The 14,623-nt window shown below is 68.3% G+C and carries 11 protein-coding genes; 3 read left to right on the forward strand and 8 right to left on the reverse strand.

The genetic code is table 11. The annotated features are described in order from the left end of the window. Positions 1-18: 18 nt before the first annotated feature. Positions 19-1,734, reverse strand: coding sequence for a methyl-accepting chemotaxis protein (locus H7H34_RS02485; protein WP_185924133.1), 1,716 nt, complete (start codon positions 1,732-1,734; stop codon positions 19-21). 524 nt (positions 1,735-2,258) lie between these two features. On the opposite strand from H7H34_RS02485, the gene H7H34_RS02490 reads away from it, so the two are divergent. Both H7H34_RS02490 and bfr read left to right on the forward strand, forming a co-directional pair. Then, positions 2,259-2,492: a (2Fe-2S)-binding protein gene (locus H7H34_RS02490; RefSeq protein ID WP_120268410.1), complete on the forward strand. Its 234-nt coding sequence runs from the start codon at positions 2,259-2,261 to the stop codon at positions 2,490-2,492. Further along, positions 2,482-2,967: a bacterioferritin gene (gene bfr / locus H7H34_RS02495; RefSeq protein WP_185924134.1), complete on the forward strand. Its 486-nt coding sequence runs from the start codon at positions 2,482-2,484 to the stop codon at positions 2,965-2,967. The genes H7H34_RS02490 and bfr overlap by 11 nt, the downstream gene beginning before the upstream one ends. 14 nt (positions 2,968-2,981) lie before the next feature. Here the strand turns inward: bfr and H7H34_RS02500 are convergent, their stop codons facing one another. The 4 genes from H7H34_RS02500 to H7H34_RS02515 form a co-directional block, all read right to left on the reverse strand. Next, complete coding sequence (locus tag H7H34_RS02500) at positions 2,982-3,617, reverse strand: ATP-binding cassette domain-containing protein (RefSeq protein ID WP_185924135.1); 636 nt, start codon at positions 3,615-3,617, stop codon at positions 2,982-2,984. Then, entirely contained in the window at positions 3,614-5,296 is a 1,683-nt protein-coding gene (locus tag H7H34_RS02505) for an ABC transporter permease (protein ID WP_185924136.1), read from the reverse strand. Before H7H34_RS02505 ends, H7H34_RS02500 begins: the two co-directional genes overlap by 4 nt. 31 nt (positions 5,297-5,327) lie before the next feature. Continuing rightward, on the reverse strand, positions 5,328-6,575 hold the full coding sequence (locus H7H34_RS02510; RefSeq protein WP_185924137.1) for an ABC transporter substrate-binding protein: 1,248 nt from the start codon (positions 6,573-6,575) through the stop codon (positions 5,328-5,330). A gap of 104 nt (positions 6,576-6,679) precedes the next feature. Beyond that, entirely contained in the window at positions 6,680-7,165 is a 486-nt protein-coding gene (locus H7H34_RS02515) for an Lrp/AsnC ligand binding domain-containing protein (protein WP_067220041.1), read from the reverse strand. Positions 7,166-7,323: 158 nt separating this feature from the next. Between H7H34_RS02515 and putA the strand changes: the two genes are divergently transcribed. Continuing rightward, positions 7,324-10,467: a bifunctional proline dehydrogenase/L-glutamate gamma-semialdehyde dehydrogenase PutA gene (gene putA, locus H7H34_RS02520; protein WP_185924138.1), complete on the forward strand. Its 3,144-nt coding sequence runs from the start codon at positions 7,324-7,326 to the stop codon at positions 10,465-10,467. A 26-nt stretch (positions 10,468-10,493) separates the two neighbouring features. Here putA and hrpB read toward each other — a convergent pair whose 3' ends face one another. From hrpB to H7H34_RS02535, 3 genes are read right to left on the reverse strand one after another with little or no spacing between them, the layout of a single operon-like run. After that, on the reverse strand, positions 10,494-12,995 hold the full coding sequence (hrpB, locus tag H7H34_RS02525) for an ATP-dependent helicase HrpB (RefSeq protein WP_185924139.1): 2,502 nt from the start codon (positions 12,993-12,995) through the stop codon (positions 10,494-10,496). Beyond that, the gene (glk, locus tag H7H34_RS02530; RefSeq protein WP_185924140.1) at positions 12,992-14,047 is read right to left on the reverse strand and encodes a glucokinase; all 1,056 of its coding nucleotides are present in this window, start codon (positions 14,045-14,047) and stop codon (positions 12,992-12,994) included. Before glk ends, hrpB begins: the two co-directional genes overlap by 4 nt. Next, a complete protein-coding gene (locus tag H7H34_RS02535; protein ID WP_256431572.1) occupies positions 14,047-14,457 on the reverse strand; it encodes a methylglyoxal synthase in 411 nt (136 codons plus the stop codon). Before H7H34_RS02535 ends, glk begins: the two co-directional genes overlap by 1 nt. Positions 14,458-14,623 lie beyond the last annotated feature (166 nt).

Consider the following 14,623-nt stretch of genomic DNA (forward strand, 5'->3'; position numbering starts at 1 on the left):
CGACGGCGAAACCTGTGCCTATGCAGCGGCCACGCGGGCCAGGAACCGGTCGATTTCGCCGCGCAGGGCGTCGGTGTTGCGGCTCATGGCGCCGGAGGCGTCGAGGACGTTGTCGGCGGCGGCCGACGTGCTGTCGACGGTGTGGGCGAGCATCTCCATGTTGCGGGTCACGGCGCCGGTGCCTTCGGCCGCCTGCTGCACCGAGCGGGAGATGTCGCTGGTGGCGGCACCCTGCTGCTCGACGGCGGAGGCGATGGAGGCGGTGTAGCCGTTCACTTCCTGCATGATCTGGGCGATCTCGCCGATGGCGGCGACCGCCTCGCCGGTCGAGCCCTGGATCGCGGCGATCTGGGCGCCGATCTCCTCGGTCGCCTTGGAGGTCTGGTTGGCCAGCTCCTTGACCTCGGCGGCGACGACGGCAAAGCCCTTGCCGGCCTCGCCGGCACGGGCCGCCTCGATGGTGGCGTTCAGCGCGAGAAGGTTGGTCTGCTCGGCGATGGCCTGGATCAGCGAGACGACCTCGCCGATCTTGTGGGCGGCGGCGGCAAGGCCCGCGACCTTCTCGTTGGTGGAGTGGGTGCCCTGGGTGGCCTGGTTGACGACCTGTGTGGTCTGGCCGACCTGGCGGGAGATCTCGGCGATGGAGGCGGAGAGCTCCTCGGCGGCGCTGGCCACGGTCTGGACGTTGCCGGTGGCGGCGGAGCTGGCCTGCGAGGTCTCGCTGGCGCGCTCGGCGCTTTCCTGGGCGGAGGCGGACAGGGCGCGGGCGGTCTCGTCCAGCCCGCTGGCCGTTTCGCTCACCGTGCCGATCAGCGCCTGCACCTTGTCGCGGAAGTCCGCGATGAGCTCGTCGACTTCGCTCTGGCGGCGGCGGCTCTCGCCGACGAACGTCTCGCGGTCGGCCGCCAGCTTTTGCCGGTCGAGGGCGCGAGCCTTCAGCACGTCGATGGCCGAGCCGAGCTGGCCGATCTCGTCCTTGCGGGCGGTATAGGGCACTTCGACGGCGAGATCGTCATCGGCGATCCGATGGGCGACCTCGGCGAGCTGCGGGATCGGCTTCAGCAACCGGCGTGTCAGCAGTGCCATGCCGCCAACCGCAACGACAATGATCGGCAGGAAGGCGAGAGCCAGCTTGCTGGTGACCGCATCCATCAGCGCGTTGATCGTCGCCTTGCGCACGCCCGCATAGAGAATGCCGGAGATCTCGCCGGACGGCGCATAGATCGGCGCATAGATCGTGTAATAGGGCGTGCCGAGGATCACCGCTTCGCCGCGGAAGGTCTGCCCCTTGGTGACAACCGGATAGACCGCACCGTTCTGGCCGAGCGGGGTGCCGACGGCACGGTTGCCGTCCGGCTTGATGATGTTCGTGGTCTTGCGCCAGAAATCGCGGCTTTCAGGGTCCCACTTGAAGACCGTGACGGTTTCGCCGGTCATGCGTCCGATCTTGTCGATCATCGAGTGATCGGAAATCTCGTCGGGAATGCTCTCCATCACGACGCGATCGACATTGCCGTCCGCTCTCCAGGTGACGGTCGTGCCGGGCATGTCGCCGGAGACGATGGTCGCGGCAACGCGCAAGCTCGCATCCTGCCGGGTGACGGCATCGTGCGTGATGCGGTCAGAGATCACCATGTACATGACCGTACCGACCGTACCTAGAGCGAGCACGATCATAAGCGCGGCGGCCATCGATACGATGGAGACCAGATTGAGGCGCGAAAGCAGGCCCATCACCGTTCTTCCCTTCCTTGCAGGATCATTTCCGTTTCTCTAGGGAAAGAGTTATGGGCGGGAAGTGTAAAATTGTTGTTATTGTCTTGAGCGGTTGAATTGACAGGAAAAACGCCCCGAAATGGTGTTGCGTTGCAGCAAGAGGCGTCCTTTCCCGCATGCGCATGCCGCAAGGTCCCGGCCTTGTCGAACCGGTCAGGGCGCGCGTCGAGCGCGGTTAGCGGGAGGTCTATATTGATCTCATTCTACGCAAATGGATCTGCGGGGAAGGAAACCTGCGGGGGCGGTGCATGAGGCGGTCGCTGCACCGCTGGGTCGAGCCAGACTGTTGATGCCATTGGAAGAAATTGTGCGTTGCGAACGCCTCGAAGCAAATGATGTCGTGACAGCGGGACGGCATCGCGACATCGTATTTCGACATGCGCAAGGCAACGGGTTTGCATCGCGTCGGAGCGTCCCATATGTAGTGTCGAAAGTTCAACTTTACGAAGAGGGCCGGTCGGAGAGGCTGGCCGGGATCCAACGTGATCGTCTGTTCCTGCAATGTCCTGACGGACAAGGAGTTGCGCAAGGCCGCGCGCGAGCTGCAATCGGGTCCCGACCGCGTGGTCGTGACGCCCGGCGCAGTGTTCCGTGCGCTCGGCAAGCGCCCGCGTTGCGGCAGCTGTTTCAGCACCGTCATACCGATCATTCACGAGGAAGCACCGGCGGACAAGGGCACGCCGCCGGCAGCGGGGGAGAACCGCGATGAAGGGTGATGCCAGGGTAATCGAGTATCTCAACAAGGCCCTTCGGCATGAGCTGACCGCCGTCAACCAGTACTGGCTGCATCATCGCATGCTGGAAGACTGGGGCTACGGCAAGTTGGCGGCAAAGGAACTTGAGGAGTCGATGGAGGAGCGTGCGCATGCCGACCAGCTCATCGAGCGGATCCTTTTCCTGGGCGGCTTTCCCAACATGCAGAGCCTCGATCCGCTGCGCATCGGTCAGTCGCTGAAGGATGTGATGGAGGCGGATCTCGCCGGCGAGTATTCGGCCCGTGCGCTCTACAAGGAGGCGCGCGAGGTGACGCTTGCGGCCGGCGACTACGTCTCGAAGCTTCTCTTCGAAGAGCTGTTGGCCGAAGAGGAAGCCCATATCGACTACCTGGAGACGCAGCTCCAGCTGATCGAGCAGATCGGCATCGAGCGCTACGGCCTGTTGCAGTCTGCGCCTGCCGAAGCGGCAAGCTGACCGCAAGGCCCGTCTCAGCCGTAGTCGACGACCGGACCGGCGGCGGCCTCCGCATCCGCCCGGTCGTGGGTGACGAGAAGTACGGGCAGGCCGCGCTCGCGCGCCTTGGCGAAGACGAGCTGACGGATCTGATCGCGCAGCGCTGCATCCAGCCGGGAGAACGGTTCGTCGAGCAGCAGCGCTCGCGGCTGCGATTCCAGCACGCGCATGAGGGCGACGCGAGCCTTCTGGCCGCCTGAGAGAGTGGCCGGGTCGCGGGCTTCAAAGCCGGCAAGTTCGACATCGGCAAGCGCGGCAGCCACGGCCTGCCGCCGGCTCACACGCCCGTGCAGCGCAGCCGGCAAGGAGAAGGCGATGTTCTCGCCGACGCTCATATGCGGAAACAGCAAGGGATCCTGAAACAGCAGCCCCAGCCGGCGCTGGTGCGGCGGCAGGCCGGTAAGCTCGGTCTCGCCGGACAACACCCGGCCGCAGGCGCTGAAGGCCGGATCGAGGAAGCCGGCCGCGTGGGCAAGCAGCGTCGACTTGCCGATGCCGGAGGGGCCCATCACCGTCAGCACTTCGCCCGGCGCAATCGCGCGGTCGAGCGAGATGAGATCGCGCCCCGCGAGCGTGATCCGGACCTTGTCGAAGATGAGGGCATCGGTCATGCGGTGGTCTCGTTCTCCCGCCGGCGCCGATGGGCGACACCGGGAACTGCCGCTGCCAGCAGGAAGGCGGCGAAGGGAAGCAGCATCTGCAAAAGCGCGTAAATGCCGACCAGCTGCCGGTTGCCGCCGGCGGCCAGCGCCACGGCCTCGCTCGTGACTGTCGACACCCGCCCCCCGCCGATCAGCAGCGTCGGCAGATACTGTGCGACGGAAACGGCAAAGCCGAGTGCGGTGGCGGTCGCCACCGCCTTGCGCGCCAGTGGCAGGCGGACCCTCCAGAAGGTGCGGGCGGGCGAGGCGCCGAGCGCCCCGGCCATATGGCCGTAACGGGGGTCGACCGCGCGCCAGGGGTCTGACAGCGCGAGAAAGACATACGGGAGCACGAAGACCATATGGCCGAGCGCGACGGCAAGGAGGGTGTCGTGCAGCCCCGCCATCAGGAACAGGACCTGCAGGCCGAAGACGAAGGCGATCTGCGGCACGATCAGCGGCAGGTAGAGCAGCGGCAGCGACCGGTGACGGATGGTGCGGCCGTCGCGCGTTTCGCCCTCCAGGCATGCGAGCGCGAGCGCGATCGCCACGATGACCACCGGCAGCGCGATGGCGATGGTGGTGGCGATGGCGTTTCCCGCCGCGCTCGCGTGCATCGTCCAGGCGCGAAGCGTCAGGACGTCGGGCAGGGGATCGGGAAACCGCCAGGGGCCGGCCACCGACCACAGCGCCAGAAGCGCAAGGCCCGAGAGCATCGCTGCGGCGAGCAGCGCCATGGCGCTTCCGGAAACGGCGGCCGCCAGATGCTCCGCCGCGCTGCGTCGGCCGCTCTCGATCCAGCGGCGGCCGAGACTTGCGGCAAGCCGCTCGCCGATCATCCACAGCAGGATGGCAAGGAGGCTGAGGCTGAGCTGCGCCAGAGCACCGGCCGAGGCCATGAAGCGCAGCGACAGGTCGGGGTCGTTCATCCATCCGGTCAGGCGCACGGCCAGCGGCGGCGGTGTGGTCGGTCCGAGGATCAGCGCCACGTCGACGACGGACGTGGCGTAGGCAAGCACGGCGAAGACCGGCAGGCGGATCTGCGGATAGATGCGCGGCAGCACGGTGGTGAGCCAAGCAGCAACCGGCGCATAGCCGAGGCTCGCCGCCACCCGCCGGCTGCGCACAGGGTCTGCCTGCGGCAGGGCGGCAAGAAGCATCAGGAACAGGAACGGGATTTCCTTCGCCATCAGTCCGAGCGTCATCGTCAGCCCGAGTGGGTCGCCGACGATCAGCACGTCGGGCGGGCGCTGGAACCCGGTTGCCCAGGGCGACAGCAGCCGCATGACGAAGCCGGAAGGGGCGATGAGGAAGGCTAGGCCGAAGGCGGCGGCCGCATGCGGCACGGCCATCAGCGGCGACAGAAGCCGGCGTATTATGCAGAAGAAGCGGGTGCCCTCGAAGGCGGCAGTGAACAGGACAACGGCCGCGAAGGCGCCGAATGTCGCCGCCAGCCCCGTGCCGAGCGACAGGGCCGCAGACAGGCCAATGCCGGGTTGGGCGAGGAACATGCGCAGCGGCGCGAGCGACACGGTGTCGCTGCCGAGCGCCGGCACATAGCCGGCAGCCGGCAGCAAGGTGCCGAAGAGCCCGGCCGCCACCGGCCCCAGCATCAGCGTCAGCGCCAGGACGGGTGCCAGCCTCAACATGACCGGCCGGGCCTTTCAGTCGGCTGCCGACTCACTGCGAGGCGTAGCGAGCGGTCCAGGCGCGCTCCAGCTCCACCATCCAGCTGGCGTGCGGCTCCTCGATCACCGGCCCGAGCTCCTCTGGAGACAGGGTGGCGATGCCGAGATCCAGCGCTGCGAAGCGCTCGCGCTCCGCTGTCTCCAGCCGTTCGACCGCGAGCACGGTCGGGTCGCCCCAGATCGCCGGGTCCTGCTTGCGCGCCTGTGCTTCCGGCGACAGCAGGAAGTCGGCAAGGACGAGGGCGCCGGCCTTGGCGCTAGCATTGAAGGGGATGGCGAGGAAATGGGCGTTGCCGATGGTGCCCCCGTCCAGCACGAAGGTGCGCACCGTGTCGGGCAGTTCTCCGGCGGCGATGGCCGCGGAGGCGCCTGCCGGATTGAAGGTGAAGGCGATGTCGATCTCGCCGTCGGCCAGCAGCTGGCGCAGGGCCGGTTGGTTCTGCGGGAAGGCCCGGCCCTGCCGCCACATGTTGGGATGCAGCGCATCGAGATAGGCGAAGAGCGGGGCGACATCGGCCTCGAAGCTTGCCGGGTCGACGGGGCGCGACAGCTTCGCCCTGTCGGCGATGGTGGTGGCCAGCACCTGCTTCAGGAAGGTGGAGCCGTGGAAGTTGGGCGGCTGCGGATAGGTGAAGCGGCCCGGATTGGCCTTCACATGCTCAGCCAACGCGTCCAGCGTCTTCGGCGGCTCCGCCAGTGTTGCCGTGTCATGCATGAAGACGAGCTTGGCCATGCCCCACGGGCTTTCCTGGCCGTCGGTCGGTTCGGTGAAGTCGGTGACGACCGCCGGCTTGTTCTCCACGTCGACCAGCGGCCAGTTCTGGAGCTTTGTCGCCCAGCCCGGCGACATGAGCAGGCCCGCCTTCTTCAGCGAAGCGAAGTTCTCGCCGTTGATCCAGACGAGGTCGACGGCACCGCCGCTGTCCTGGCCGGCGGCCTTCTCGGCGACGATGCGCGCGACCACATTGGCGGTGTCGTCGACCTTCACCTGCTCCACCGTGATGCCGTGGCGCTGCTGCAGCTGTTCGCCCGCCCAGGCGATATAGGCGTTGATGCGCGGCTCTCCGCCCCAGGCGTGAAAGTAGACGGTCTGCCCTTTTGCCTTTGCCAGCACATCGGTCCAGTCGGCCGGATCCACGGCCTCGTCGGCGCGGCTTGCGAAAGGTGCGAGCGGCAGGGTCAGCGCTGCGGCCAGCAGGGCGCCGCGCACAGGCCGCGACAGCAGGCGGATGATGGTCATCTGGAGTTCCCCTTCCCGTTTCGCATGGTGTCGCAAGCGCTTGCGATGACGGTCAACACACGGCTTCGTGACGCCGCCGTGCCTGCTTCCGACGTCGCCGGCAGCTACAGGGGCAGCACGTGCGTGTCCTTGATCTCTTCCATCACCGCATAGGTATGCGTCTCGCGAACGCCGGGAAGATCCAGTACCGCATCCGCCAGCAGCTTGCGATAGGCGGCCATGTCGGAGACGCGCGCCTTCACCAGATAGTCGAAGCCGCCGGCCACCATGTGGCACTCCAGCACCTGCGGCACGCGCTTCACCGCCCGCGCGAAGGCGTCGAAAACGTCCGGCGTCGTCCGGTCGAGCTTGACCTGCAGGAACACCAGGAGCCCCTGGCCGAGGCGCAAGGGGTCGAGCTCGGCGGAAAAGCGCAGGATGTATCCCTCGCGGATCAGCCGCTTCATCCGTTCGGCCGTGGCGGTCGGGGAAAGGTTCACCTTGGCGGCAAGGTCCGTGGTGGTGATGCGCCCGTCGACCTGCAGCACTTCGAGGATACGGCGGTCGATCCGGTCAAGTTCCGTGGATTGTGCGGCAGTTTCCGATTTCACGGGTTATATTCCATTATGAATGCCAATCTTTGCCGGAATTCACGGCATATACGGCAGTATAATGGGATAAATCCCCGGGAGGCGAGCGTTTCTTCGGGGGTAAAGCGGCCGGACGGATCGTCCGCCGCCTGCGTGTCCTCCCTTGTCCTGGAGCCGTCATGAGCCCTGCCCCGGAACGTGCGCCTGCCGCGCTGTCGCAGACCGATCTGTCCCCCTTCCGCGCAACCTTCGCGCCGTCTGACGAGAGTGCCGTTCGCGGCCTGCTCGGCAAGGTCGCCTTCGACGAGGCCACCGAGGCTCGGGTCGACGACATCGCCTCCGGCTACATACAGTCGATCCGGTCGGCCATCGGCGGTCTCGGCGGCGTCGAGGACTTCCTGCGCGAATACGGCCTGTCGACCCGTGAGGGCCTGGCGCTGATGGTGCTGGCCGAGGCGCTGCTGCGCGTGCCGGATGCGGCCACCGCCGACAAGCTGATCGAGGACAAGCTGGCCGCCGCCCGGTTCGACGAGTCCGAGGGTGGCCCATCCGACACCTGGCTGGTGTCCGCCTCGTCCTGGGCGCTTGGCGTCACCTCGCGCCTGCTGCATCCAGGCGAGCAGCCCAACACGATCCTCGCCTCGCTGGTCAAGCGCATGGGCATGCCAGCGGTGCGTGCGGCGACGCGACAGGCGATGCGCATCCTCGGCCACCAGTTCGTGCTCGGCGAGACCATCAAGGGCGCCTTGTCGCGGGCGAAGGGGCAGGAAGCCAAAGGCTACCGCTATTCCTACGACATGCTGGGCGAGGGCGCCCGCACGGCCGGCGACGCCGAGCGCTACTTCCGATCCTATGCGGATGCGATCGAGGCCATCGGTGCGGCCGCCGGCAAGGGCGAACTGCCCGCCCGTCCCGGCATTTCGGTCAAGCTCTCCGCGCTGCATCCGCGCTACGAGGCGGTGAAGGGCACGCGGGTGCGCGATGAACTGGTGCCGCAGCTGCTCAAGCTCGCCCAGGCGGCCAAGCGCCACAATCTGAACTTCACCGTCGATGCGGAAGAGGCCGATCGGCTGGAGATCTCGCTCGACATCTTCGCGGCTGTCGCGGCCGATCCCTCGCTCGCTGGTTGGGACGGCTTCGGCCTTGCAATCCAGGCCTACCAGAAGCGGGCACTGGAGGTGGTGAATTGGATCATCAGCCTCGCCGAGCGGCTGGATCGCCGCTTCATGGTGCGCCTCGTCAAGGGCGCCTATTGGGACACCGAGATCAAGCGTGCCCAAGAGCGCGGCCTGGAGGACTTCCCGGTCTTCACCCGCAAGGCGGCAACGGACCTCTCCTATCTCGCCTGCGCCCGGGCGATGCTCGGCGCGCGGCCGCGCATCTATCCGCAATTCGCCACCCACAACGCGCTGTCGGTTGCCCAGATCATCGCCATGGCGGGCAACGAGGGCGGCTTCGAGTTCCAGCGCCTGCATGGCATGGGCGAGAGCCTGTACAAGGCCGTGACCGAGCGTGACGGGCACCCCTGCCGCATCTACGCACCGGTTGGCGGCCACCGCGACCTGCTCGCCTATCTGGTTCGCCGCCTGCTGGAAAACGGCGCCAACTCGTCCTTCGTCTCGGCGGTGGGCGATTCCTCCGTGCCGATCTCGCGGCTGCTGGCCCGCCCGCATGACCTCTTGGCCGGCGGCACCCGCGCCCGCAACCCGCGGATCCCGATGCCGGCCGCGCTCTACGGCGACAGCCGCAACAACTCGAAGGGCCTGGAATTCGGCCTTGCCCGCGACCGCTCCCGGCTGGTCGAGGACATGGCAAAGGCCCCGCGTCAGGTCGAGGGCGCAGGCCCGCTCTATCCGGGCGCCAAGGCGCGCGGCAACGAACGCTCGGTCCTGTCGCCGGTCGATGGCGCGACCCGCGCGGGCACCGTGCGCGAGGCCTCGGCGGACGAGGTGCCGGCGATGTTCGATGCAGGGCTGAAGGGCTTTGCCCGCTGGTCGCGCACGCCCGTCGACCAGCGCGCGGCGGCGATTGCCCGTCTCGGCGACATGCTGGAGGCGGAAACGCCCAGGCTGATGGCGCTGCTCGCCCGCGAGGCCGGAAAGACCTTGCCCGACGGCCTGGCCGAAGTGCGCGAGGCGGTCGACTTCTGCCGCTACTACGCGGCCGAGGCGGTGAAGCAGTTCGGCGAAGGCACCTTGATGCCCGGACCGACCGGCGAGGAAAACCGCTACCGTCTGCGTGGCCGCGGCGTCTTCGTCTGCGTCTCGCCCTGGAACTTCCCGCTGGCGATCTTCCTCGGCCAGATCACCGCGGCGCTGCTGGCCGGCAATGCGGTCATCGCCAAGCCGGCGGAGCAGACCCCGCTGATCGCCTTCGAAGCGGCGAAGCTGATCCATGCGGCGGGCGTGCCGGAAGACGTGTTCATTCTTGCGCCGGGCGGGCGCGAGCTGGGCGCGGCGCTGGTCGCCGAGCCGCGCGTTGCCGGCGTCGCCTTTACCGGCTCGACCGAGACCGCCTGGGCGATCAACCGTTCGCTCGCAGCCAAGCGCGGTCCCATCGTACCGCTGATCGCCGAGACCGGCGGCATCAACGCCATGTTGGTCGACGCGACGGCACTGCCCGAGCAGGTCTGCGACGACGTGATGATGTCGGCCTTCCGCTCCGCCGGCCAGCGCTGCTCCGCGCTCCGCCTGCTGTATCTGCAGGAAGATGTCGCGGACAAGCAGCTGGAAATGCTGAAGGGCGCGGCGAGCGAGCTGTCGCTCGGCGATCCGGCGGATCCGGCGACCGATATCGGCCCGGTGATCGATCTCGATGCCCGAGACCGCTTGCTGACCCATGTCGAGGAGATGCGCCGCAGCCAGAAGGTCCTGTACGCCGGCGAGGCGCCCGGCGGCACGTTGGCGCGCGGAACCTGGGTGGCCCCGCATATCGTCGAGCTGGACCGGCCCGACGCGCTGACCAGGGAGACCTTTGGCCCGATCCTGCATGTGGTGCGCTACAAGGCGTCCGACCTGCCGAAGATGCTGGAGACCATCGCAGCGACGGGCTACGGCCTGACGCTCGGCGTGCACAGCCGTATCGACGCGACAGTGGCGGCCGTCGTCGACCGGCTTTCGGTCGGCAATGTCTATGTCAACCGCAATACCATCGGCGCAGTGGTCGGCACCCAGCCCTTCGGCGGATCAGGCCTGTCCGGCACCGGCCCGAAGGCCGGTGGCCCGGCCTATCTCGGCCGCTTCGCGCTCGAACAGGTCGTCTCGATCAACACGGCGGCGGCCGGCGGCAATGCCAGCCTGATCGCCATGGCCGAGGAAGACTGAAAGACGCCGACCGGGCCAGGCCCGCGCTACTTGCGCGGTTTGGCCCGGTTGGTCGCGGACGCCGACAACGGATCGTCCGGCCAGGGATGCTTGGGATAGCGCCCCTTCATTTCCGCTTTCACCGCGGCCCAGGATCCGCGCCAGAAGCCGGGCAGGTCGCGGGTGATCTGGATCGGCCGGTGGGCCGGCGACAGCAGTTCCAGGATCAGCGGCACGCTGCCTCCCGCAATTGCCGGATGCCGGTCGAGGCCGAAAAGCTCCTGCACACGGATGGGCAGCGTCGGTCCTTCCTCGCGATCGTAGTCGATCGGGACATGCGATCCCGAAGGCGCGGAGAAATGGCTCGGCAGCAGCCGGTCGAGCTCACCCAGCCGGTGCTGCGGCAGCAGGGCCGCGAGCGCATTGCCAAGGAGCTCCGCATCGAGCGCCGATGCGCTGCGCACCCCCGCGAGATAGGGGCCGAGCCACGCGTCCATGGTTTCGCTCAAGGCATCGTCGCCAAGGTCCGGCCAGGCCTCGGCTTCGGCGGCCGGCAGCAGCCCGCGCAAGGTCACGACGCGGGCGCGCAGGGCCGCCTGGGCCTTGCTCCAGGGCAGGGCGCGCGCGCTGCGCGCCTTGAGGAAGGCAAGGAGAGCTGAGGCGACGGCTTCCGGATCGGGATTGGGTTCGACAGCCTCGCGCAGCACCAGCCGGCGATAGCGGCGCAACCGCCGCGCCCGGACAGAGCCGGAGGCCTCGCAGGCGACCTGCACCTCGTCCTCGATCTCACCGGCAAAAAGCTGTTCGATCTCCTCGCGCGAGATCGGCGCAGCGAGAAGGATGCGTCCGCGCGCGGCATTGCCTTGCAGGTCGGCGACGACGAGAAACGGCTCGCGGGCCAGCGGATCGGCTTCGTCCAGGCGGCCGCCCCTGCCATTGGCCATGCGAAAGCCGCCGCGCCCATCCTGTGCCTGCGCCACCCGGTCGGGATAGGCAAGTGCCAGCAGCCTGCCTGCCGCTTCCGTGTCGCCCGCCGCGGGCGGCTCCGTCTTTGCCTTCGATCCCTTGGCGATCAACGACTGCCAGCGCTGGGCCATGCCGCGGGCGGCCGTGCTGCGCGGATCGCGGGCGCGGCGAAAATCCATCAGGCGGTGGCGCAGATCCGCCGAGCGCCCGCCGAGCCCTTGTTCGGAGAGGAGGGCCGCAATCTCGCAAGCAATCCGGCCGTTCCCGGTTTCGCCTGCCCGCACCAGCATATGTGCAAGCCGAGGCACCAGGGGCAGGGCGCGCATGCGCTCACCCTCCGCCGTCAGCCGTCCCGTGCCGTCGAGCGCTTCCAACCGCTGCAACAGGCCGACGGCCTCGCTCCAGGCGGCCGCCGGCGGCTGGTCGGGAAAGCGCAAGCTGCCGGGATCGCTCACACCCCATGCGGCCAGGTCGAGCGCCAGGCTGGAGAGGTCCGCCTCCAGAATTTCGGGCCTGTCGTCTGCCGGCAGCGATGCGGTCTGCGCCTCGTCCCACAGGCGATAACAGATGCCCGGCTCCATGCGCCCGGCACGGCCGCGCCGCTGGTCGGCGGCGGCGCGCGAGGCACGTACGGTCGCGAGCCTTGTCAGACCGGTTGCTGGCTCATGGACCGGCACGCGGGCGAGGCCGCTGTCGATGACGACGCGCACGCCCTCAATGGTCAGCGAAGTCTGGGCGATGGAGGTGGCGAGCACCACCTTGCGCCGGCCGTTTGCCGCCGGGCGAATGGCGGCATTCTGTTCGGCGCCGGTGAGGGCGCCGTAGAGCGGGGCAAGATCGGTATCGGCCGGCAGTTGCGGGCCGAGCAGGTCGACTGCACGGCGGATCTCGCCCTGCCCGGGCAGGAAGGCGAGGATCGAGCCGGTCTCTTCCGCCAGCGCTTTGCGCACCGCAGATGCCACTTGAGCTGCGATGTCGCGGTCGCCGTCGCGCCCGAGATAGCGGGTCTCGACCGGAAAGCTACGTCCCTTGCAGTGGATCACCGGCGCACCGCCGAGATGGCTGGCAACGCCTGCCGCATCGATGGTCGCGGACATCGGCAGGATGCGCAGGTCCTCGCGCAGGGCCCCTTGGGCGTCGAGCGCCAGGGCAAGGCCGAGATCGCCGTCCAGAGACCGCTCGTGGAACTCGTCGAAGAGAATGCAGGCAATGCCCGAAAGCTCGGGGTCCTCGAGGATCATCCGGGTGAAGACGCCCTCGGTGACCACCTCGATGCGCGTGCGGGCCGAGACCTTCGTCTCCAGCCGCACCCGGAGGCCGACGCGCCCGCCGACCTCTTCGCTGAGCAGCGAGGCCATGCGGGCGGCGGCGGCGCGGGCCGCGAGCCGCCGGGGCTCCAGCACGATGATGCGTCCGTCGCCGCGCCATTTCGCGTCGAGCAAGGCCAGCGGCACGACCGTGGTCTTGCCTGCGCCGGGTTCGGCCACAAGCACGCAGGATGTGTGCGTATCGAGCGCGGCGAGCAGGTCCGGCAGCACCGCATCGATGGGAAGCGGCGGGCGCGTTGCGGCAGTCTCGCTCATTCCGGGGTCGCGGCAGGGCCTGTTGCGCCGCCGAGGCTCCAGTGCCGGCCCTCAAGCTCCACCGCAAAGAGCGTCGGGGTGCGGGCAAAGCTTGCAAGGCCCTCCAGCGCCGGATTGCTGTGGCGGATCAGGAAGGTCGGGATCGTGGCGAGCAGCGCGGAATGCGGGGCCTTTGCCTCGAAGGAGGCTCGAAAGGCGGGATGGGCCAGGTAGGTGTCGATGCGGCCGGGAATGCCGCCGCCGAGAAAGACGCCGCCGCGCGCCAGGAAGGTGAGGGCGAAGTCGCCGGCCACCCGGCCGAGCGCCCGCACGAAGATGTCCATCGTGCGCAGGGCGATCTCGTCGCCGGCATCGGCGGCCTCGGTCACGTCGCGCGGGCGCTCGAAGGCGCGCTCGGTCCCTGCCTCCGCCGCCACGGCCCGCGACAGCCGCAAAAGGCCGGCCCCGCTGATGATGCGTTCGGCGCCGATCCGCCCCTCCTGCCGCTCGATATGCGGCCACACCCGGTAGTCGGTCTCGGAGACGGGGCCGAGCTCCATATGTCCGCCCTCGCCGGGGATCGGGATCCAGGTACCTGCGGTGTGGATCATCGCAGCCGCACCGAGGCCCGTGCCGGGTCCGAGAACCACCTTGGCTCCGTTCGCCTGTGCCGTCCCGCCGCCGATCTGGCGGACGTCGTCGCCTTCCAGTCCCGGCAGGGCCAGCGCCTGCGCCTCGAAGTCGTTGAGCACCACGACGCTTTCCAGGCCGAGCCGGCGGATCAGATCCAGCGGTTCGATCACCCAGTCGGCATTGGTCATGGGAATGCGGTCGCCGGTGACCGGGCCCGCCACGGCCAGCACCGCGGTACGCGGCATCACCGAGGTGTGGTCCAGCACCGTGGCGATGGCGGCCTCGGCAAGGCCGGGAAAGCCGGCGGTCGGCACCGAGCCATAGACGCTGGTCGCCGCGTGGGTGTCGGTGACCATCGCGAAGCGCGCATTGGTCCCGCCGATGTCGGCGACCAGCACGGGAAAGCGAAAACCGCGGAGACTGGGCGGGGAAAGGGTCATCACGCCTGGGGTATGATCTCGGGAGTTGTCGAGGTGGTGGGCAGGCCGGCAAGGCGCGCCGAGCGCAGCAGGATATCGGCCGTTGCCCGGTTTAGCGCCATTGGGATGTTGTAGACGAGGGCGAGGCGCATCAGGGCCTTGACGTCGACATCGTGCGGCATGGGCGACAGTGGGTCGACGAGGAAGATCAGCCCTTGCAGCCGTCCTTCGGCGATCATCGCGCCGATCTGCTGGTCGCCGCCGAGCGGGCCGCTTTTCAGCCGTTCGATGGTCAGGCTGGGACAGGCATCGAGGATCCGTCCGCCCGTGGTGCCGGTCGCGACCAGGCGAAAGGAACCGAGCTTGTCCTCGTGCGACCTAGCGAAGGCGACCATCTCGTCCTTGCGCGCGTCATGGGCGACCAGCGCCAGTGCAGGCTTGGCGGGACGGGTGTCGGGCAAGGGGCTCGCGGGTCCGGTCAATGCGTTCCTGTTCGCTCTTCAAGGTCAGGTGCGTAAGCGGATATGTATCCTTTCCAAGGATGTACCCGCTTACGCGCCGGGTGGAAAGCCGGTCCTGCCCGGCTTCTCCTTGCGG

Origin of the sequence: Stappia sp. 28M-7 (assembly GCF_014252955.1) — a bacterium.
Lineage (GTDB): Bacteria > Pseudomonadota > Alphaproteobacteria > Rhizobiales > Stappiaceae > Stappia.

Excerpts from the sequence above, each read along its gene's own strand:
- H7H34_RS02485 (WP_185924133.1), bottom strand. The coding sequence starts at position 1,734 with ATGGGCCTGCTTTCGCGCCTCAATCTGGTCTCCATCGTATCGATGGCC.
- bfr (WP_185924134.1), top strand. The coding sequence starts at position 2,482 with ATGAAGGGTGATGCCAGGGTAATCGAGTATCTCAACAAGGCCCTTCGG.
- H7H34_RS02500 (WP_185924135.1), bottom strand. The coding sequence starts at position 3,617 with ATGACCGATGCCCTCATCTTCGACAAGGTCCGGATCACGCTCGCGGGG.
- H7H34_RS02505 (WP_185924136.1), bottom strand. The coding sequence starts at position 5,296 with ATGTTGAGGCTGGCACCCGTCCTGGCGCTGACGCTGATGCTGGGGCCG.
- H7H34_RS02510 (WP_185924137.1), bottom strand. The coding sequence starts at position 6,575 with ATGACCATCATCCGCCTGCTGTCGCGGCCTGTGCGCGGCGCCCTGCTG.
- putA (WP_185924138.1), top strand. The coding sequence starts at position 7,324 with ATGAGCCCTGCCCCGGAACGTGCGCCTGCCGCGCTGTCGCAGACCGAT.
- hrpB (WP_185924139.1), bottom strand. The coding sequence starts at position 12,995 with ATGAGCGAGACTGCCGCAACGCGCCCGCCGCTTCCCATCGATGCGGTG.
- glk (WP_185924140.1), bottom strand. The coding sequence starts at position 14,047 with ATGACCCTTTCCCCGCCCAGTCTCCGCGGTTTTCGCTTTCCCGTGCTG.